Source organism: Hymenobacter arizonensis, assembly GCF_900115775.1.
In the GTDB taxonomy this organism is placed as follows: Bacteria; Bacteroidota; Bacteroidia; order Cytophagales; family Hymenobacteraceae; genus Hymenobacter; species Hymenobacter arizonensis.
Map to the genome: position 1 here is coordinate 239,204 of NZ_FOXS01000006.1, position 19,914 is coordinate 259,117.

16 protein-coding genes are annotated in these 19,914 nt (G+C 56.2%); 11 read left to right on the forward strand and 5 right to left on the reverse strand.

Annotated elements, in window-relative coordinates; genetic code table 11:
* Positions 1–81 precede the first annotated feature (81 nt).
* Positions 82–1,446 carry a c-type cytochrome gene (locus BMZ66_RS19580; RefSeq protein ID WP_092677477.1) on the reverse strand — a complete coding sequence of 455 codons (1,365 nt, stop codon included), beginning with the start codon at positions 1,444–1,446 and terminating at the stop codon, positions 82–84.
* A 494-nt stretch (positions 1,447–1,940) separates the two neighbouring features.
* On the opposite strand from BMZ66_RS19580, the gene rpsF reads away from it, so the two are divergent.
* From rpsF to priA, 6 genes are all read left to right on the forward strand, one after another.
* On the forward strand, positions 1,941–2,318 hold the full coding sequence (gene rpsF, locus BMZ66_RS19585) for a 30S ribosomal protein S6 (protein ID WP_092677480.1): 378 nt from the start codon (positions 1,941–1,943) through the stop codon (positions 2,316–2,318).
* A gap of 54 nt (positions 2,319–2,372) precedes the next feature.
* On the forward strand, positions 2,373–2,606 hold the full coding sequence (rpsR, locus tag BMZ66_RS19590) for a 30S ribosomal protein S18 (protein ID WP_035561439.1): 234 nt from the start codon (positions 2,373–2,375) through the stop codon (positions 2,604–2,606).
* A 90-nt stretch (positions 2,607–2,696) separates the two neighbouring features.
* Positions 2,697–3,140 carry a 50S ribosomal protein L9 gene (gene rplI / locus BMZ66_RS19595; RefSeq protein WP_092677482.1) on the forward strand — a complete coding sequence of 148 codons (444 nt, stop codon included), beginning with the start codon at positions 2,697–2,699 and terminating at the stop codon, positions 3,138–3,140.
* A gap of 166 nt (positions 3,141–3,306) precedes the next feature.
* Positions 3,307–5,775, forward strand: coding sequence for a GSCFA domain-containing protein (locus BMZ66_RS19600; protein ID WP_234795184.1), 2,469 nt, complete (start codon positions 3,307–3,309; stop codon positions 5,773–5,775).
* 80 nt (positions 5,776–5,855) lie between these two features.
* Positions 5,856–7,955 (forward strand): thioredoxin domain-containing protein, encoded by a 2,100-nt coding sequence (locus BMZ66_RS19605; protein ID WP_092677486.1) that lies wholly within the window; start codon positions 5,856–5,858, stop codon positions 7,953–7,955.
* A gap of 67 nt (positions 7,956–8,022) precedes the next feature.
* Entirely contained in the window at positions 8,023–10,566 is a 2,544-nt protein-coding gene (gene priA, locus BMZ66_RS19610; RefSeq protein ID WP_092677488.1) for a replication restart helicase PriA, read from the forward strand.
* 75 nt (positions 10,567–10,641) lie between these two features.
* On the opposite strand, the gene BMZ66_RS25230 is transcribed toward priA, so the two are convergent.
* Positions 10,642–11,274 carry a hypothetical protein gene (locus BMZ66_RS25230; protein ID WP_143080296.1) on the reverse strand — a complete coding sequence of 211 codons (633 nt, stop codon included), beginning with the start codon at positions 11,272–11,274 and terminating at the stop codon, positions 10,642–10,644.
* A gap of 352 nt (positions 11,275–11,626) precedes the next feature.
* On the opposite strand from BMZ66_RS25230, the gene BMZ66_RS19620 reads away from it, so the two are divergent.
* The 3 genes from BMZ66_RS19620 (at position 11,627) to BMZ66_RS19630 (ending at position 14,066) form a co-directional block, all read left to right on the forward strand.
* Positions 11,627–12,286, forward strand: coding sequence for a class I SAM-dependent methyltransferase (locus tag BMZ66_RS19620; protein WP_234795172.1), 660 nt, complete (start codon positions 11,627–11,629; stop codon positions 12,284–12,286).
* Positions 12,287–12,355: 69 nt separating this feature from the next.
* Positions 12,356–13,636: an S-adenosylmethionine:tRNA ribosyltransferase-isomerase gene (locus BMZ66_RS19625; protein WP_092677494.1), complete on the forward strand. Its 1,281-nt coding sequence runs from the start codon at positions 12,356–12,358 to the stop codon at positions 13,634–13,636.
* A gap of 73 nt (positions 13,637–13,709) precedes the next feature.
* Positions 13,710–14,066, forward strand: coding sequence for a hypothetical protein (locus tag BMZ66_RS19630; protein WP_092677496.1), 357 nt, complete (start codon positions 13,710–13,712; stop codon positions 14,064–14,066).
* Positions 14,067–14,261: 195 nt separating this feature from the next.
* On the opposite strand, the gene BMZ66_RS19635 is transcribed toward BMZ66_RS19630, so the two are convergent.
* Complete coding sequence (locus BMZ66_RS19635) at positions 14,262–14,492, reverse strand: hypothetical protein (RefSeq protein ID WP_092677498.1); 231 nt, start codon at positions 14,490–14,492, stop codon at positions 14,262–14,264.
* A gap of 145 nt (positions 14,493–14,637) precedes the next feature.
* Here BMZ66_RS19635 and BMZ66_RS19640 point away from each other — a divergent pair, with 145 nt between their 5' ends.
* Both BMZ66_RS19640 and BMZ66_RS19645 read left to right on the forward strand, forming a co-directional pair.
* Positions 14,638–15,105: a hypothetical protein gene (locus BMZ66_RS19640; protein WP_092677500.1), complete on the forward strand. Its 468-nt coding sequence runs from the start codon at positions 14,638–14,640 to the stop codon at positions 15,103–15,105.
* A 311-nt stretch (positions 15,106–15,416) separates the two neighbouring features.
* Positions 15,417–16,586, forward strand: coding sequence for a ribonuclease D (locus BMZ66_RS19645; RefSeq protein WP_092677502.1), 1,170 nt, complete (start codon positions 15,417–15,419; stop codon positions 16,584–16,586).
* 177 nt (positions 16,587–16,763) lie between these two features.
* On the opposite strand, the gene aceA is transcribed toward BMZ66_RS19645, so the two are convergent.
* Entirely contained in the window at positions 16,764–18,047 is a 1,284-nt protein-coding gene (gene aceA, locus BMZ66_RS19650; protein ID WP_092677505.1) for an isocitrate lyase, read from the reverse strand.
* Positions 18,048–18,261: 214 nt separating this feature from the next.
* Entirely contained in the window at positions 18,262–19,887 is a 1,626-nt protein-coding gene (gene aceB, locus BMZ66_RS19655; RefSeq protein WP_092677507.1) for a malate synthase A, read from the reverse strand.
* Positions 19,888–19,914: the final 27 nt, after the last annotated feature.

Sequence of the window (19,914 nt, forward strand, 5' to 3'; positions counted from 1 at the left end):
TAATCAGTATTGGGTAGTCAGTAGTCAGCAACAGTAGTCTCAATACTGACTACCCAGTACCGACCACTAAGAATCAATTTATTAGTAGTGGCACTTCGAGCACTCGGTACCGCCGTTCGACGATACGGTGAAAGGAGCACCAGCATTTTTGGTGTCGTGCAGCTTCACAAGGTTGTCGTAGTACTTGTTGTCTTTGGCATTAACTGGCATCTCGCGGTGGCAGTTGATGCACCAGCCCATGGTAAGAGCTGAATACTGGTACACCACTTCCATGTTCTGGATAGGGCCGTGGCAAGTCTGGCACTGCAGGCCAGCTACTTGCGTGTGCTGCGAGTGGTTGAAGTAAGCCAAGTCGGGCAGGTTGTGAATGCGTACCCACTGAATAGGCTGCTTGCGCTCAATGGCCCGGTAGATTTTCTTGATTTCCGGCGACTCCGTCTTAATCTGCGAGTGGCAGTTCATACAGATGTTAGCCGAAGGGATGTTAGCGGACTTGCTTTTATAAACTGAAGTGTGGCAGTAAGCGCAGTTAATCTGGTGCTCGCCAGCGTGTAGCTTGTGCGAGAAGGCAATGGGCTGAGTGGGCTGGTAGCCCTGAGTCAAGCCTACCGCCATTACGCTCTGTACACCAGCGTATACCAACACGATTGCGAAGACAGCTCCTACTATACCGCGCAACAAAGGCGAGCGGTACATTTTACCCCAGTCAAAGCGCTGCTCTAGAATTTCAACGTCACGGCCGTCGAGGTCTTTGCGGCCACGCAACACGTCTTTCATCAAATTGCCGATGATAACAAGCGTTACAACCAGCACAATCAGCACCACTACCAATACAATAAGTAGGATGTCAACGTATTTGCCAGCGCCAGCTTCGGCACCGCCGCCATCGGCCTGACCGTCTGCCGTAGCAGCATTGCCAACGGTTGGTCCACCGCTGGTAGCGGTAGCTTTACCTTCTTCTGCATTTACCCAAGCCAGAATAGAGGTAATCTCCTGGTCCGAAAGGGCAAAGGAGGGCATCTGCTGCTTGTTGTACTTGTTATAGATAGCTACAGCGTACTCATCGCCGCTGGCTACTACTTTGCTGGAGTTCTTAATCCAAGGAATCAACCAGGAAACGGTGCGACGCTTGGTGATGCCGGCCAGAGCAGGGCCTACCACCACCTCATTCACGGCGTGGCACTGCGCACAGTTGTTTTTGAAGAGAGCGTCGCCGGCGGAGATAGCTGCGGCATCGGCACCGCCACCACCGTTGCCGCCACTGCCACCCGCATCTGGGGCTGCGGCAGTCGCAGCGGTAGCGCCATCAGTTGCGCCAGGAACTACTCCCTCTTTTTTTACATCGGCAGCACCTGTTTGTTGAGCGGCAGCCTGTTGAGCGCCGGCAAACGTGAGAAACAGTGCCAGCAGCAGATGAGGTAACGAACGAAGTCGAATGCTATTCATAAGAAAATAGACGGTAAAACGAAACGCTAGGGCATTTCAAGGCCACAAATGTAGGTCAGGAATCGTAGGCGGCAAAAAGTGAAATGCATTTTCTGGACATACCTGGCTAGGCACAACGGGCCATTCACATGCTCTTCTCCCGTGCCCACAACCATTTATCTCATCAGTAGCCTACTTATTAGGAATGCCACTGCCCGCCCCTGTAATATAGACATTAAATTGTGCTTAATACCCTGAATTACAACTTCAAAACACAGGGATTTGTTACAGAGTCATCTAATAAATTGAGAAGAATTTTTGAGCTGCATTATGCAGTAAAAACAGTCATGGTTTAGTCCTATGACGTGAACTATGCATATGGGCCGCAAGCTGTAGACCTACTCCTGCATGCATTGTACTAAAGTATGCTATGGTGCCTTTGGCAATATGCCGGAAAGTCAGTACCTTTGCGCCCCAATCAAATTTTTTCACCCCCAAATTTTCACCCCGTCGTAATGGAAGTAAGAAATTACGAGACGGTCTTCATCGTAACTCCCGTGTTGAACGAGAGCCAGGTGCAAGAGACGGTCGAGAAGTTCACCCAGGTGCTTAAGGAAAATAGCGCCGCCATTTTGTCCACTGAAGCCTGGGGCCTGCGCAAGCTGGCTTATCCGATTCAGAAGAAAACTACAGGCTACTACTACTGCCTGTCGTACACTGGAGAAGGCAACATTGTTGACGTGCTAGAGCTGGCTTTCCGCCGCGACGAGCGCATCATCCGGTTTTTGACCACTGTGCTCGATAAGCACGCAGTGGACTACAACAACCGTCGCCGCAACGGCGAGATGAACCTGCAAAAGGCTGCAAAAGAAACCGAAGCCGTAGCCCAATAATCCAGTATTAATATGGCAACTCCCGCATTCAACCGGAATAACGACCGGTCGGCTATGAACAAGCCGCAGGACACCCGCAAGAAATACTGCCGCTTCAAGAAGAACGGCATTAAGTACGTGGACTACAAAGACCCGAACTTCCTGCTGAAGTTCGTGAACGAGCAGGGCCGCGTGCTGCCCCGTCGCCTCACCGGTACCAGCCTGAAGTTTCAGCGCAAAGTGACTCAGGCCATCGCGAAGGCCCGCCACTTGGCCTTGATGCCTTACGTAGCCGACGCTCTGAAATAAATTTTGAATGTTGAGTGCTGAATTTTAAGTGTTTGCGGGGCTTTGGCCACGAAAGCAATCAGAATTCAGGATTCAGAATTTCTCCAAGACATGGAAATCATCCTCAAAGACGACGTTAAGGGCCTCGGCTACAAGAACGACATCGTGACCGTGAAATCGGGCTACGGTCGCAACTTCTTGCTGCCACAGGGTTTGGCCATGCTGGCCGACAAAACCAACAAGAAAATCACGGCCGAGAACGTGCGCCAGGCGGCTCACAAAGCCGACAAGATTAAGGGCGACGCCCAGGCTATTGCTGACCAAATTGGTGACGCTTTCCTGGAAATTCGCGCCAAAGTGGGCGAGAGCGGCAAAATTTTCGGCCGCGTTACCACGTTGCAATTGGCTGAAGCGCTGAAAGCAAAAGGTGTTGACGTAGACCGCAAGCGCTTGTCGTTCGACCAGGAGCCTTCGGCTGCTGGCGACTACACTGCAACGGCTAACCTGCACAAAGAAGTTAAACAGACGATTAACTTCCGCGTTGTAGCTGAGTAGTTAGTGCTCAACAACAATTAAAAGAGCCCTGCCTTCTGGTAGGGCTTTTTTATTACCCCTCTGCCTGAAATACGGGTTAAGGGCTATTTTTGCTCCGATGTTTAGAACCGAAATCCCCATTGCTCCGGCTACCGACCAGCTTCCCCGCACCGCACGAGTCCTCACCATGGGCTCTTGCTTTGCCGAAAGCATCGGCGCGCGCCTTGCCACGAATAAGGTAGAAACGCTGGTAAACCCCTTTGGAACGGTGTTTCAGCCGCTGGCGCTGGCGCGGTTGCTGCGAGCGGCGGCAGGCGAGGAAGTGGACTGGCAGCAGCACTTGGTGCAAGCCCGCGGGCGCTGGCAGAGCTACGACCTGCATGGCAGCATTGGGGCCGACTCACCGGTTGATTTGCTTCAGCACATTCAGGAGCTGGTGCGGCGCACAGGTGAATTTTTGCGGCAAGCTGATGTGGTGCTACTCACGCTGGGCACGGCCTGGACCTACCGCTTACGCGAGACGGGCGAACTGGTGAACAACTGCCACAAGCAGCCCGCTGACTTGTTTGTGAAAGAGCTGCTGACGCCGGATGAAATCATCAATGGCTTGGCCGAAACGCATGCTTATCTGCGTCGCATCAACCCCAACCTGCGGTTTGTGCTGACGGTGAGCCCGGTGCGGCACTTGAAAGACACACTGCCGTTGAACTCGGTGAGCAAGTCGGTGCTGCGGGTAGCTACTCACATTGTGAGCGACTTGCTGCCGGGCGTGGCCTACTTTCCTGCCTACGAACTGCTGGTGGATGACTTGCGAGACTACCGCTTTTATGCCTCGGATATGCTGCATCCCTCGGAAGTAGCCGAGGATTATATCTGGGACAAATTTGCCCGGACTTATTTTGATGTGGACTTCGGCCGGTTCCGTAAGGAATGGGCTTCGGTGCGGCAGTCGCTGGGCCATCGGCCACTGCATGAGGGAGCACCTGAGCACCGCCAATTCCTGGTGAACACCATGGAGAAGTTGGAGCAGCTGAGTTTGCGCAAGGTGGGAGTAGATGCTGAGCTGAGCGAGGTGCGCGCCAAAATCATGGCGCTGCCGGTACCTAAGCTTCCAGAACCGGAAGCTATTCCGGAGGATGATGAGGAGCGCATTGATATTGGAGATTACGCAGCGCCCTCTGCGACTGGCGAGGCAACAGCACCACTGGCACCAGCTGCTGATGGGCGTCCTCCTCGGTTGTCGCCGGAGGAATTCCGAGCCCAACGAGCTGCGCGTTCGGGCCGGCCGGAGCGTGGCCGCCGCGATGGTCATGGCAAAGGCCAAGCGCAGGTTCCGACTGAGAACGAGCATTTCCAAACTTCTGGCGTTACAACTGACGACCAGGCCGAAGGCAACAGTGTCATTGCGCCAGTGCTTCCGATACCTGCTGAGGTGGAATCAACCGAGCAGTTGCTGGAACAATCAGCTACTACTACTGGTCTGGACGCTACTGCTGGTGAACAAGACCCAGGGAAAAAGCGGAAGCGGCGTTCGCGAGGCGGGGCCAAACGAACTGCGCGCAAAAATGCCTTGCGGATGGCCGCTGGTGAGATTGCTCCCGGAGATGAGTCTGATGATTTGCCTGAAGTGACAGATGATACTGCTGGGCTTGAATCGGCTTCTTCAGGCCGCGATATTCAGCCAGAAGTTAAAAAGTCTTCGGTAATCGCCAAATCTGTGCCGGTAAAACGAGGTGGGCGACGTAATGAAACCAACCGCGTGCCCCGTGTAGCCTTGTTTGCGCCGCCTGCTGATGCGCCTTTTAGTGACGAATTGGCTCCTACAGCTGACGCGCAAGCTCCGGTTGTGGAAACAGATATGGCACCCGTTGAGGTAGCAGCACTAATTGCTGATGCGCCAGTAACTGAGCCTACAGGCACGATGCCTAATCCGCGCAATCAGCGAAATAGAGATAGGAGAAACAATGCCCCCGCCAGCCAACCTGAGGCTGCAAGCTCAGATGTTGTACTTACTGCTGAAACGCTACCACGTGCTGTAATTGTCAGCGCCGAAGAACTTTCAGGGGCAACAGCCTCCGGTGACCAGCGTAGCAATCAGCCTGAGACGCAGTCGCAAGCATTTGAGACGGCTGAGCAAACGGATACTACTGCTTCTGAAGCTCCTTCGACTAATGAAGAAGCGACAACTGCGCCTGCACCGGCTCGGCGCTCTAACCGAGCTAAGCGGGCAGTTAGCGGTGCACGGGCAGAAAAGCCGGCTGTGGATACTCCCGTTATTCCGGTGCCGGATGCACTCCAGCTACGCACTCAGGTGGCGGCAGGCCGCATGATGGGCTCTTCTGCTACTTTGATTGAGCCAACTTCGGAACCAGCTGCTCCGGCAAAAACGGCTAAGCCGAAAGCGGCAGCGCCCAAAAAAGCTTCTGCACCTAAGAAAGCTGCTCCTAAGGCTAAAGCGACGCCCCTTGCGACACCCGAGCCTTCGCCCGAGCCTCAAGCCCCCGAGGCACCAGCCAAACCAGCTAAAAAGGCTACTGCTGCTAAAAAGACGCCTACTGAAGCAAAAGCTAAGCCCGCACCCAAGCCTAAGGCAAATGCGGCCAAAGCTGCTACGCCGAAACCCAAGGCTCCGCGTAAGCCGGAAAAACCGGCTTAAATAAATCTGTGTTGTTATCTTCCAAACCCGGCCGAATACGCCGGGTTTGGTGTTTCAGCCCCTCCCCTATCTTTTCTGCTATGGCCCACGCTTCACAATCGACCAACCGCCTCGCTAAGGAAACCAGCCCCTACTTGCAGCAGCATGCCCACAACCCCGTGGATTGGTACCCATGGGGGCCAGAATCGTTGGGGAAGGCTAAGGCGGAGCAAAAACCCATACTGGTGAGCATAGGGTACGCGGCGTGCCACTGGTGCCACGTAATGGAGCGCGAGTCGTTTGAGAACGAGGCCGTGGCGGCGGTAATGAACGCACATTTTGTGTGCATCAAAGTAGACCGGGAAGAGCGGCCCGATGTAGACCAGCTTTACATGGATGCCTTGCACGCCATGGGTTTGCAAGGGGGCTGGCCCCTCAATGTATTTCTGACTCCGGATGCGAAACCGTTTTATGGAGGGACTTATTTTTCTAAGGGCAACTGGGTTAAGCTACTCAAGAACATAGGTGAAGCCTATGCGGGCGAGCACCGGGCAGAGCTAGAGCAGTCGGCAGAGCGGTTTATGGAAGTCATCGGCACCAGTGAACTGCAGAAGTACAAGAAGCAAAACCGGAACACCCCAAAGTCAACTACAGACACACAAGGGCTAGGTACCATTGGCGAGCCGGCCGACACTACGCCAGGAGGCGTTTCGGATGCGGAATTCAACACGTTGGTATCTAATCTGGGGGTGAAATTTGACAGGCAGCGGGGCGGGATGAACGGCGCCCCCAAGTTTCCGATGCCTAGCATCTGGCGTTTTGCGCTACGGGCCCATGCCATCAGCGACGACCCAGTTTTGCTGCACCAAACGGCGTTGACTCTGCGCGAAATGGCCTGGGGCGGCATTTACGACCAGGCACACGGCGGGTTTGCTCGTTATTCGGTAGATGCTGAGTGGCTGGCTCCGCATTTCGAGAAAATGCTGTACGACAACGGGCAGCTGGTTAGTCTCTACAGCGAAGCTTACCAGATAACTCAGGAGGAGCTATTTCGTGAGGTGGTGTACGACACTGTGGAGTTTATCCGGCTGGAGCTTACTAATGCGGAAGGCGGCTTTTACTCCTCGCTTGATGCTGACAGTGAGGGCGAAGAAGGCAAGTTTTACGTTTTTACCAAAGAAGAGCTGCGCGAAATTATTGGGGAAGAGGAGCCGCTTTTTTCTGACTACTACAACTGCACAGCAGTGGGAAACTGGGAGCACGGCCGCAACATTCTGCACCGCACCCAAACCGATGAGAACTTTGCCGCTGCCCACGAGTTGGCTCCCGGTGTTGTGCCGGAACTGGTGGTGGGCTGGAAGCAAAAAATCATGGCCGTGCGGGCCACCCGCGTCCGGCCAGGCCTCGACAACAAAATTCTCACTGGCTGGAACGCTCTGCTACTACAGGGCCTCACCGATGCTTACCGCGCCTTCGCGGAGCCAGAATTCTTGGTGGTGGCGGAGCGCAATGCCCGCTTCATTCAAGCCAACTTGCGCGACGGCGAACGTCTGTATCGCACCTGCAAAAACGGCCGCCCCAGCATTAATGGCTTCTTGGAAGACTACGCGCTGGTTATCCAGGCCTACATTAACCTATACGAGGTGAGCTTTGTGGAAACGTGGCTGCGGGAGGCGAAGGCCCTGACAGAATACGTGCTCAATAATTTCTTTGACCCCGCCGAAACTCAGTTTTTCTACACCGACAGCAGTGCAGAACCGCTTATTGCGCGCAAAAAAGAACTGTTCGACAATGTAATTCCCGCGTCGAACTCCGTGATGGCGCACAACCTGCGCCGGCTGGGCCGTCACTTGGAGAACGCCCGTTACGTGGACCTGGCCGCCGATATGCTGGCCCAGGTACAGCCCTTGGTAGTGAACGAACCGCAGCACCTCACCAATTGGGCTTCGCTGTACGCGGCGCTGTTGCGGCCGGGCACCGAAATCGCCATCATCGGGCCCGAGGCTGATACTTTTCGCGAAGAACTTAGCCGGCATTTTTTGTTTGATACTGTCATTGCCGGCACCGAAGAACGTTCGGACTTGCCGTTGCTAAAGCACTTGAAGCCCGACGCTAAGGGGCGTACTGCGTTGCATATCTGCCGAAATCAGGCCTGTTTAGCGCCGGTATATAGCGTTGCTGAAGCCTTGGCAGCGTTGTAGCGCCGTGGTGTAGGCGGGCGCTACCGTCCTGTTATCTTTACTATCCGCCCCCTACCCCATTGCTGTTTTGAGTCTCGCTCTCGATTTTATTTCACCCTCAGCGGCCCCCGCCGCCGACCGGGTTACGCTGTTTGCCGACGTTATTCTGCCCCTGCCCTTGCCGCGGCTCTACACCTACCGGGTGCCGTATGAGCTGAACGACAATGTGGTGATTGGGGGCCGCGTGATTGTGCAGTTTGGGGCCAAAAAGACGCTCAGCTGCATTGTGGCGGCCGTGCATGAGAACGCGCCGAAGGAATACCAGGCCAAATACATCCTCGAATTCATCGACGATGCACCCGTGGTGACCCAGCCGCAGCTAAAGCTGTTTCGCTGGATGGCCGACTACTACATGTGCACTATCGGCGAGGTGATAAACGCGGCGCTGCCCTCGGCGCTGAAGCTGAGCTCGGAGTCGCGCATTCAGCTGCACCCAGCTTTTTCGCGGGAGGAAAACGAGTACCCGCTCACCCCACAGGAAGAGCAGATTGTGGATGCGCTGGGCGCGACGGAAGATGGCAAAGCCCTGACGTTTACCGAAGTGGGCGATTTGCTGGGCATCACTTCGTTTCACAAAGTGATAAAGTCCTTGATGCACAAGGATGTCATCTTCCTCTTCGAGCACACAGCTGATAAGTACTCGCCCAAGGTGGTGAAGAAAGTGCGGCTGGCGCACCATTTCGTGTCGGAGGCGTCGATTGAGCAGCTATTTGGCACTTTGTCTAGCAAGCCCAAGCAGTTGGATGTGTTGATGAAGTACCTGCAGCGCGTGCCAGTGTACCAGAATGAGTATTCCAATCAGAACGGAATCGAGAAAGCAGCCCTGACCAGCAGCCCGCACTTATCGGCTTCGGCGGTGAATACGCTCATCAAAAACGGTGTGCTGGAGCAGTTCGACGTCATTGTCTCGCGCTTTCCGCTGGAAGATGAACCCACGGCTAAACTGCATTTCACGCTCACGGAGGCTCAGACTACGGCGCGCGATGAAATCATGACGCACTTTGCCGAGAAGGACATTGCGCTGTTGCACGGCGTAACCGGCGCTGGCAAAACTGAGATTTACATCGACCTCATCCGCAAGGCGCTGGACGGGGGCGACCAGGTGCTGTACCTGCTGCCCGAAATTGCCCTCACCGCCCAGATTGTGGGCCGACTGCTGCGCGTGTTTGGCTCACGACTAGGCGTGTACCACTCTAAATTCTCGGACAACGAGCGGGTGGAGGTATGGAATGGTGTGCTTTCGGGTAGGTTTCAGGTGGTGGTGGGGGTGCGTTCGGCAGTGTTCTTGCCGTTTGATAACCTCGCGCTGATTATTGTCGACGAAGAGCACGAGTCCTCATACAAACAATACGACCCCGCCCCGCGCTACAACGCCCGCGAAGTGGCCCTGATGATGGCCAACTTTCAGGGCGCCAAAACCCTGCTGGGCTCGGCTACGCCAGCCGTGGAAACCTATTACCAAGCCAAGCAGGGGCGCTACGGGCTGGTGTCGCTCACCAAGCGCTTCGGCGAGGCCGGCATGCCCGACATAGAGTTAGTGGACACCCGCAAGGCCCGGGAGAAAAAGACCATGCACAACCACTTCACGGCCGATTTGCTGGGGGAAATTGAACGCAAGCTAGGCGCGCAGGAACAGGTTATTCTGTTTCAGAACCGCCGCGGCTACGCGCCCGTGGTGGCCTGCCAGGACTGCGGCTGGATACCCAAGTGCACCAACTGCGCCGTGAGCCTGAGCTACCACAAGCACAGCCACGAGCTACGCTGCCACTACTGCGGCTACCACGACCCCATGGTAACCAAATGCCCCGCCTGTGGCTCCCGGGCCGTGAAAACCCAAGGCTTCGGCACCGAGAAGATTGAGGACGACCTGAAAATTATGCTGCCTCAGGCCAACATTCAACGGATGGACTTGGACACCACGCGGGCCAAAAACAGCTACCAACAAATCATTGCCGACTTCGAAAAGCAAAACACCAACGTGCTGGTGGGCACCCAAATGGTAACCAAAGGTCTGGACTTTGCCAACGTGAGCCTAGTGGGCATCATCAACGCCGACAGCATCATTCATTACCCGGACTTCCGGGCGCATGAGCGAGCCTACCAGATGTTTGTGCAGGTGAGCGGCCGGGCCGGGCGCAAGGGCAAGAAGGGCAAGGTCATCATTCAGACTTCCGACCCGACGCAGGTGATTTTTGACAAGGTGATTCGCAACGATTACACGGAGTTCTACAACTACGAAATCGTGCAGCGGCACGAGCATGGCTACCCGCCTTTCATGCGCATCATTAAAATGACGGTAAAGCACATGGAACAGGGCCTGGGCGAGCAGGCAGCTATTCTGCTGACGCAGGAGTTGGTCGACCGGCTGGGTCGGGCCGCCGTGCTGGGCCCGGAGGCTCCGTACATCTTCCGCATTCGCAACTTTTACCTGCAGGAAATCACCATCAAGCTCGACCGGGCCCACACGGCGCTGAAATGGGCCAAGGAGCAGATATGTGCGGCAATGGACGTAGTGAAGGACCAGAAAGAATTCAAGCAAGCCCGCTTGGTAGCCGACGTGGACCCAATGTAAGACCACGGCACTAGAAACAAAAAAGGCCCGCTCGACATACGAGCGGGCCTTTTTCAGTATGATGCTAAGTGCTTCCTACAAAGCGTCCAACAACCACAGTACAATGAATATCAAGCCAATAACTGCAATGATGCCCCCTACGAGACTAAATAGACGGCCTGGGATTAGGGTAATTAGCAAACCAACCAGTAGCAAGATGATACCCGTGCGGAGATTACCACCAATTTTTTCGGCTTTGGCCGTTTCCATCGTGCGCTTGAACTGGCTAATGCCAGATACTTCGCTTGCAATACGACCTACCCGCGAAGCTGCAAATTTCTGTACCCGGGTGAGCTTGCGAGAAGCTTGGGGCAGCGTTGCAACGGTAGCAGCAGTAGCTGCTTCGTCGGCGCTGGCAGTTACCGGAGCAGCAGGAGCAGCAGCAACTTCTTTTGAAGCTACGCCAGGGGCAGCCACGGCAACGGACTTTGCAGACTCACGGGGAGCAGCGACCTTAGTTTCTTGGGCCACAGCCTGGATTGGAGCAGGAGCCTCTTGAGCAACACTGCGCTGGACCGGGGCGGGAACTGGCGTGGCAGCACGGCTTACGCCGTGATACGAGCCGCTTTTGGGCAGCATGGCGTATTCGGCACGATTGCAGCTGCCTAATGATAATGCACAGGCTGCTATAGCAATGAGCTTGGCGAAGGGAGAAAAAGTGTTCTTCATGGGTAATGGGTATATGAGAATGAGTAACTCTTCGTTCTACGAACAAAAAGCAACATGGGTGCCTTCTGGCGCCTTTTTGTTTACTTAAGCATGTGCCGTTAGTCCTTTACGGCTGTTTATAAATTCGGAAAAGTTTGGCCGAATCTTGGCTGAACGCTCTCCTCGGCATTGCTGTTGGAAGAGCCAAATGTGCTTACTTGCAAACTGTATGAGGTATTGTTTTTCATCTTGGCAACAGCTTTTACTGGTGCTGGCGCCGTGTACCAGCGCGAGTCTTCTGGCTTTTAGCTGCACCCAACTGCCTGCCGAAACGCGGCCTTCAGCCAATGCTGAGCGGCGCTTATTGGCGCAGGTGAAAGCTGACACCAGCGGCTATGAAATAGCCCCTCCCCGTGACTTAAACGGCATCGGCAAGTATTATATGGGCCGCCAAATAGCCCACGTAATGGGCCACGAGGGCTCCAGCTGGCTTGAGCGCAGCGGCCGCCGGCAAGAAGAAGGAACCGATGTCCTAATCAACGCGCTTAAGCTCAAGCCCACCGATGTGGTGGCAGACATTGGCGCGGGCACTGGGTTCTTCTCGTTTCAGCTAGCCAAAAAAGTACCTCAGGGCCAAGTGCTGGCCGTTGATATCCAGCCCGAAATGATTGCCTCGCTCAAGGCCAATCGGCGCAAATTCAATATAATGAACGTGCGCCCGGTGCTGGGCAACACCACCAGCCCCGCCCTGCCAGCCGATAGCCTGGACTTGATTCTGATTGTAGACGCCTACCACGAGTTTGACCACCCACGCGAAATGGGACGCGCCATCCGACGGGCGTTGCGCCCCGGCACCGGCCGCTTGGCACTGGTTGAGTACCGCGCCGAAGACCCGAATGTGCCCATTAAGCGCATTCACAAAATGACAGTGGAACAAGCGCAAAAGGAAATGGCTGCCATTGGCCTAGAACTGGCGGAAAGGGTGGAAACGCTGCCGCAGCAGCATCTGCTTTTCTTTCGGCGGCCAAACTAACCGCAGCATTGGTTGGGCAACGGGGCGGCAGGGATTAAAGCTTGCCTTACTTGTCCGACCTTTGCGGGCATGAATGCCCACCCCCGCCACCTTTCCATCCAGGACTTTACTTACCCCTTACCGGCCGAGCGCATCGCCTCTGAGCCTCTGCCCGACCGCACCGCCAGCCGACTTTTGGTAAGCAGGAACGGTACACTTACCGACAAACATTTTCGAGACTTGCCTCATGAATTACCGGCGGGAGCGATGCTGGTTTTCAACGATACCCGCGTGGTACGGGCACGGCTGCTGGCCCGGCGTCCTACTGGTGGGCAGGTAGAGTTGTTCTGCCTGGAGCCCGTGGCCCCGCACCGCAGCTTGGAGCTAGCCTTGCAGCAAACAGGCCAGTGCACGTGGCGCTGCTTGGTAGGCAATGGCCGCCGTTGGAAGGAAGGCCCCGTGCTGCTGGAATTTGAGACAGCAGACGGTCAACAAGCCACCCTGTGGGCCGAGCGCCAGGCCCAGGAAGCTGGCACGGCACTCATCGATTTTCGGTGGGAGCCGGCTTCGCTGCCGTTTGCGGAAGTACTGCGGGCGGGTGGACACCTTCCTCTCCCGCCCTATCTGGGCCGCCTCGATACCCCCACCGATGCCGTCCGCTACCAAACGGTGTACGCGGCTGCCGAAGGTGCCGTGGCCGCGCCCACGGCTGGCTTGCACTTTACCCCCGAGCTCCTGACTGAGTTGCAGCAGCAGGGGTTTTCGACGGGCCACGTTACGCTGCATGTGGGCGCTGGCACTTTCCAGCCGGTGAAGGCCGAGCACATGGCCGACCACCCTATGCACACAGAGCCAATTTTAGTTTCGGCTGCGCTGTTGCGTCAGCTTTTGGCGCACCGCCCGCGGCCGGTGTTGGCGGTGGGCACCACCAGCCTGCGCACACTCGAAAGCCTGTATTGGCTGGGCGTGGGGCTCCTTCGAGCGACCGAAGTCGATGCCACGCAGGAAGTCGGCGAGCTACGGATGACGCAGTGGCAACCCTACGACATGGCCGAAGCCGCTGCCAGCATCAGCGCCGAAATGGCCCTGGAAGCGCTGCTCCAGCATCTCGCAGCTACTGGCACAGATACTCTGCAGGCCAGCACCCGCCTGCTTATTGCGCCGGGCTATACATTTCGGTTGGTCGATGGACTGATTACCAACTTTCATCAGCCCGAAAGCACTCTGCTGCTGCTGGTAGCGGCCTTAATGGGACCAGAATGGCGGACCTTATACAACCACGCTCTGACTGAGGGCTATCGGTTTCTGAGCTACGGCGACAGCTCGCTACTGCTACCTGGCACGATAATAGACAACAGCAGCATAAGCTAACGCATGGGGCACTAAAACCTCTACCTCAATGGTGCGTACAAGCCTTACTTTTCTTTATTTAAAGACCTTTCCCATGAAAAAGACCCTTCTGTTGCTCGCTGGCCTGGCCCTCGCCACCACCGCTGCCAACGCTCAAGATATTACGCCTGCCACTCCGAAAACCGACGTAAAGGTGCGTGATAATGGCACTGTAAAAACCACTACTAAGACTGGCAAAACCAACGTTGGCGCGGCCCTGGACAACACCAAGGATGCAGCCGGTAACGTAGCCAGCAAGACCGGTAGCGCGGTGAAGCGCGGTGCCAAGAAAACTGGTCGCGTAGTGAAAAAAGGTGCCAACAAGACTTCTAACGCGGTTCGTGGCGGTGCTCAAAAAACCAGCAGCGCGGCCAAAGAAGGCACTAACAAGCTCGAAGAGAAAACCGAGTAGACATTGCTCAGTTAGTTTAATAAAAAAGGCCCCGACTTTACAGTTGGGGCCTTTTTTATTGTGGTTATGCAGTCGTTCAATGATAGTTGCGAGGTGCTCCCTCTCGCTCTGCATCACCGCTACGACTTTTGACTCTATGCGTCTATTGTCCCTCGCATAGCTCAGGAAGCTATAGAAGAGAACAATTCAATAAGTCTACGACTGCTTTTCGTGAAGCTCGTGCCGCATTCTTTCCAACACACCGCGACCAAATAAACTAATGCCAGCGTTGAACACAACCAGTGCACCGGTTCCGGCGGCCACCCACTTCGAGGTGTGAACTTGCTTTTCTTTGAGGCTACCGGCCCACTGTATCAGGCACGCACCAGTGCCGATGGTGAGCAAGCCCGCGGGGGCGAAAAGAAGCCATTTATTTTTGTGTGTCATTCTGAGAATAAATGAGAGGTGAGCGTATAAATCTTATGGCAAGTGCCTGAATAGCGTGGGAGCTTATTTGCATCCCGTACCTTTCGGCCTTTCTAATTACGTGCCGCACAAGGCGGTGTTACGGCCTTTTGGCTTGTCCTGCTCCATGACTCCCTACGAACAACTTCTCCACCTAGCCTTCACCGCTCCCAACGATGTGAAGTATTACCTCACTCCTACCACCCTGCAGGCCTACGACCAACTGCGTGCCGCCAAGCCAACCGAACGCCCTTTCCGCTTCGAGCAAGTGCGCTTGGGCGTGGCCATGAGCCTGCTAAAGCTGGTATCGGAACTCGGCGACCACGACGAGAGCCGGCAGGTGCTCGATGTGCTGCATCGCGCCCTGAGCGAGGCCCGCTCACCGGAGGACATTGACCGCATTGTGGGCCGGGAGGCTAAATTATTCGACCGGCTCTACGAAAACCTGTACGTGAACGAACAGGGTGAAGAATTGCTCAACCTATTTGGCCGCACCCTCGACGCCGACGCTCCAGAACTCCTTGAAGACGTGGCCCAAGAGGCGGTGGATTTGGCTCGCACTATTGACTTCAGTGAGAACGAAGATGACAATTAGTTGTAGTAGGCAGGATGTTGTAATGAACCGGAGGTAATTCGTATTAGTACATTACCCTGATATTTACAGCATGAGATGACTTCCAGAATTACAAAAGGTAAACAGGTATTAATGCAGTATCGAAACTACTCAAAATACTAACCATACGTAGCTTTTTTCAAGTTAAACAACTCAGCGAGCTGTATTAAATACGCGCACACGACCTACTTGAAGAGGCCTTTACTAGCTTCAGGAGCCATACCACATATCACTACCTTTACTTTCGTTAACCACCGCCGCAATTATAGCTGGCTCCTTTGTTTTCCGTCTTAATGCCAACGATTCATCACCTCACCACGGCCGAAGCAATTGCCACCGCGGCTGCCCACTTTGCCACCCTGCCGCGTATAGGTATAGACTTGGAGTTCGATGACATGCGGCACCGCTACGGTCGCCACTTGGCTCTGATTCAAATATTTGATGGCCAGGAAGCGTATGTCATCGACCCGTTGCCACTGCCTGACATGGCAGCGGGCCTCGAACCCCTCTTTGCAGTGCTGCGTGACCCGGCCGTGGCCAAGGTGTTTCATTCCTGCAAATCAGACATTTTACTCCTCGACGAAGTCTTCAATGTGCACTGCCGCAACATTGTTGACACCAGTGTGCAATTCACTCTACTGGCTGCCGAGGACAACAATATTTCACTGGGTCGGCTTATCCAAGCCGAGCTCGGGTTTGAAGTTGACAAGGGTGAGCAGAAGTCTAACTGGCTGAAGCGCCCCCTCACCGATGCCCAGATGGAATACGCCGCCAACGATGTGCTGTACCTGTTCGAGCTTACCGACCGCCTCAGCCTGCGCCTCGCCGAGCTGGGCCGCAGCGAGTGGGCTGCGCAGGAAAACCTGGCCCTAGAAGCCGTACGCTACGGCCGCGACGACCCTCGCCCGTGGTCGCGTAACGCAGCCAAATACAAGATTTCGCCGCAGGAGATGCCTGCTTTCCGAGAACTATACATGCTGCGCGACACCGTGGCTCGCCAGCTCGACCGGCCTCCCTACCACGTGCTCAGCAACGACCGGCTGGCTGAGCTGGCCCGCCAGCCCATTGAAACTCCTAACCAGCTGCGCACTGCCAACGGCCTGCACCCCGAGCTGAAACGCTCGCCGTACGCCGAGCAGCTGCTGGCCATTGGCACCACCGATTTGGCTCCTGAAGCGCCCCTGGCACCCGAACAGCGCAAGTTCCCGTTTCGGCGCCGGCTCAATGGTGCGGCTGCCAGCCGTGCCGAAGCCCGCGAAACCTTGCTCAACGCCCTTAAGCTACATCTTGCTGCTGACCACGGCGCCACCATGGCCAACATGGTGCTCAGCAATCGGCTGATTGCCGAAATCATTGAGCAAGGCGCAGTAGCGGCTCTACGGCCCTGGCAGCAGGAACTACTCCGCGAGTCGGCTGCGCGCCATGGCGAAGACTTCAGCCTGATAGCTGAGCCATTTGGCTGAACCGCGGATTTATCGGATTGGTCGGAGTAGTCGGATTTTGAAGCCGATTGTCTGAATGAAAAAAGGCCGCCTAGTTAGGCGGCCTTTTTTCATTCAGACAATCGGCTCTCGGGTCTTAAGAGAATCGGCCTCAAAATCCGACTACTCCGACCAATCCGATAAATCCGCGGTTCAGACTTAAAACTGAGCTTCCTCGGTGCTGCCAACCAGGGCCGAAGTACTAGTCTGGTTGCTAGTCACCACGTTTTGCACGGCATCAAAGTAGCCGGTTCCCACGAAGGACTGGTGCTTCACGGCCTGATAGCCGTCTTTGGCAAGCGCGAATTCCCGCTCCTGCAGCTCTGAATACCCCGCCATGCCGCGCTGGCGGTAGGCTTGCGCCAACTCAAACATGCTGGTGTTGAGGGCGTGAAAGCCGGCCAAGGTGATAAACTGAAATTTATACCCCAATGCAGCCAACTCCTCGCGGAAGGTTTCCATTTGCGCTACGCTCAGCTTAGAAGCCCAGTTGAAGGAAGGTGAGCAGTTGTAAGCCAGCAACTTGCCAGGGTATTGCGCGTGGATGGCTTCGGCAAACTGCCGGGCCTGTTCCAGGTCGGGGTGCGAGGTTTCCATCCAAATCAGGTCGGCATAGGGAGCATAGGCCAGGCCGCGGGCAATAGCTGCCTCCACGCCGCAGCGGATGCGGTAGAAGCCTTCGTTGGTGCGCTCGGCTTCCTCCAATATGAAGGGCACATCGCGCGGGTCCACGTCGGCAGTCAGCAGGTCGGCGGCGTCGGCGTCGGTGCGGGCCACAATGAGCGTGGGCACGCCCAACACATCGGCGGCAAGGCGGGCGGCCACCAGCTTGTTGATGGCTTCCTGGGTGGGCACCAGCACTTTTCCGCCCAGGTGGCCGCACTTTTTGGCGGAAGAAAGCTGGTCTTCAAAGTGAACCCCAGCCGCGCCGGCTTCAATCATCATCTTCATCAACTCGAAGGCGTTCAAATTGCCGCCAAAGCCGGCTTCGGCGTCGGCCACGATGGGCGCCAACCAGTGCACCTTGCCTTCGCCGCTGAGGTGCTGAATTTGGTCGGCCCGCAGCAAGGCGTTGTTGATGCGGCGCACCACGGCCGGCACGCTGTCCACGGGGTACAGGCTCTGGTCGGGGTACATGTGGCCGGCGCCGTTAGCATCGGCCGCCACCTGCCACCCACTGAGGTAGATAGCCTGCAGGCCGGCCTGCACCTCTTGCACCGCCTGGTTGCCGGTGAGGGCACCCAGGCCGGCCACGTATTCCTGCGAGTGCAGCAATTCCCACAACCGCTCGGCGCCCTGGCGGGCCAGCGAGTACTCGATGTGAACGGAGCCCTGCAGCTTCACCACATCTTCGGGGGAGTAGGGCCGCTGAATTCCTGTCCAGCGAGGGTTGTTGGCCCAATCAAGGGAAATTTCGGAGCTGCGTTGCTGTTTTGATTTCATGGGAATTGGTGATTGAGGTGAGAGATGATGGTTAGGAAAAGGCAAGGCGCTGCCCGGCTGGCTAGAGAGCAGCTTTTTTTCTTGGAAAATCTATTGGTTAAAGCCCTTCATTAGGGCATCTGGCGGCAGTCTGGAGACTGCTTCCGTCTCCGTGGCTGGCAGTCTCGCACACTGCGTGCGCTGAAGACGGCCGCCAGGCTGGACCAAGCTGGGTTTATGCTAGTTGCTCGTAGGCAGGCACGGTCAGGAATTCAATAAACTCCTCGCTCATCACCAAGCGGTCGAATAAGCGGGCAGCTTCCAGGAAACGGCCCTTTTCATACGCCTCCTCGCCTATCTGGGCTTTGATTTTATCGAGTTGGCCGGGTACCAGCGAGCGGTATAGCTCGGCGGTGACAGGGCGGCCGTCGGCGAGAGTGGTGCCGGGGGTATGCAGCCACTGCCACACCTGCGCCCGGCTTATCTCGGCCGTGGCGGCGTCTTCCATCAGGTTGTAGATGGGCACGCAGCCGTTGCCGCCGAGCCAGGAAGCAATGTATTGAATGGCCACATCGATGTTCAGCTTCAGACCTTCTTCGGTGATGGCGCCTTGGGGGGCACGCACTAGGTCGGCGGCCGATACCTGCACGTCGAGGCGCTTATTCTCGATTTGGTTAGGGCCGAGCATGAGGCGGTTGAACACTTCCATGGCTACGGGCACTAGGCCGGGGTGCGCTACCCAAGTACCGTCGTGGCCGTTGGTGGCTTCGCGGATTTTATCCTGGCGCACTTTTTCCAGGGCCGCTTCATTGGCGGCGGGGTCGTTTTTAATAGGAATCTGGGCGGCCATGCCCCCGATGGCGTGCACCCCGCGGCGGTGACAGGTTTGAATGACCAGCTGAGAATAGGCCGCCATGAAGGGCACCGTCATGGTTACATCGGCACGGTTGGGCAAGCGGAAATCAGGGTTCAGGCCGAGGCGCTTGATGTAGCTGAAAATGTAATCCCAGCGCCCGCAGTTCAGGCCGGCGCTGTGCTCGCGCAGCTCGTACAGAATTTCGTTGAGCTCGAAGGCCGCAGGCAAGGTTTCAATGAGCACGGTGGCCTTGATGAGGCACTTGGGCAGCTTGAGCGACCACTGGGCAAAGCCAAACACGTCGTTCCACAACCGCGCTTCTAGGTGGCTTTCCAGCTTGGGCAGGTAGAAATACGGGGCCGAGCCGCGTGCACAGAGCTCGTGGGCATTGTGGAAATAGTAGAGACCAAAGTCGAGCAGGGAAGCACTGATGGGTTCGCCGTCGACCAGCACATGTTTCTCTTCCAGGTGCCAGCCGCGGGGGCGCACCATGAGCAGGGCGGTTTTCTCGTTGAGGCGGTATTCCTTGGTGGGTGTGCTCAGCGAAATGGTCCGGCGCACGGCGTCGCGCAGGTTGATTTGGCCTTGCACTACATTTTCCCAGGTAGGCGCGTTGGAATCTTCCAGGTCGGCCATGAACACGCTGGCGCCGGAGTTGAGGGCGTTGATAATCATCTTCCGCTCTACCGGGCCGGTAATTTCCACGCGGCGGTCGAGCAGGTCGTCGGGCAATGGGCTCACGGTCCAGTCCTGCTCGCGGATGCGCTTGGTCTCGGGTAGAAAATCGGGAAGGATGCCCGCGGCAAAATCAGCCTGACGCTCGGCTCGGCGGGCAAGCAGGGCCTGACGCGTAGAGTCGAACCGCCGATGCAATTCCGCCACAAAGGCTAATGCTGAGGGAGTCAGGATTTCAGCAAACTCCGGCGAAAAGCTGCCGATGATTTTCACCCGCTCGGGAGTGAGGTAGGTAGGCTTAGGGGCAAGAGCAGTGTCGGTGAAAGTCATAGCGGCTGATGTGTGAAGGTGAGGAGT

Bases quoted from the DNA above. Each gene is read 5' to 3' on its own strand.
- aceB (WP_092677507.1), bottom strand. From the start codon at position 19,887: ATGACTTTCACCGACACTGCTCTTGCCCCTAAGCCTACCTACCTCACT.
- rplI (WP_092677482.1), top strand. From the start codon at position 2,697: ATGGAAATCATCCTCAAAGACGACGTTAAGGGCCTCGGCTACAAGAAC.
- BMZ66_RS19605 (WP_092677486.1), top strand. From the start codon at position 5,856: ATGGCCCACGCTTCACAATCGACCAACCGCCTCGCTAAGGAAACCAGC.
- aceA (WP_092677505.1), bottom strand. From the start codon at position 18,047: ATGAAATCAAAACAGCAACGCAGCTCCGAAATTTCCCTTGATTGGGCC.
- BMZ66_RS19635 (WP_092677498.1), bottom strand. From the start codon at position 14,492: ATGACACACAAAAATAAATGGCTTCTTTTCGCCCCCGCGGGCTTGCTC.
- BMZ66_RS19645 (WP_092677502.1), top strand. From the start codon at position 15,417: ATGCCAACGATTCATCACCTCACCACGGCCGAAGCAATTGCCACCGCG.
- BMZ66_RS19580 (WP_092677477.1), bottom strand. From the start codon at position 1,446: ATGAATAGCATTCGACTTCGTTCGTTACCTCATCTGCTGCTGGCACTG.
- BMZ66_RS19600 (WP_234795184.1), top strand. From the start codon at position 3,307: ATGGGCTCTTGCTTTGCCGAAAGCATCGGCGCGCGCCTTGCCACGAAT.
- BMZ66_RS19625 (WP_092677494.1), top strand. From the start codon at position 12,356: ATGAATGCCCACCCCCGCCACCTTTCCATCCAGGACTTTACTTACCCC.
- rpsF (WP_092677480.1), top strand. From the start codon at position 1,941: ATGGAAGTAAGAAATTACGAGACGGTCTTCATCGTAACTCCCGTGTTG.
- BMZ66_RS19630 (WP_092677496.1), top strand. From the start codon at position 13,710: ATGAAAAAGACCCTTCTGTTGCTCGCTGGCCTGGCCCTCGCCACCACC.
- rpsR (WP_035561439.1), top strand. From the start codon at position 2,373: ATGAACAAGCCGCAGGACACCCGCAAGAAATACTGCCGCTTCAAGAAG.
- BMZ66_RS19640 (WP_092677500.1), top strand. From the start codon at position 14,638: ATGACTCCCTACGAACAACTTCTCCACCTAGCCTTCACCGCTCCCAAC.
- BMZ66_RS25230 (WP_143080296.1), bottom strand. From the start codon at position 11,274: ATGAAGAACACTTTTTCTCCCTTCGCCAAGCTCATTGCTATAGCAGCC.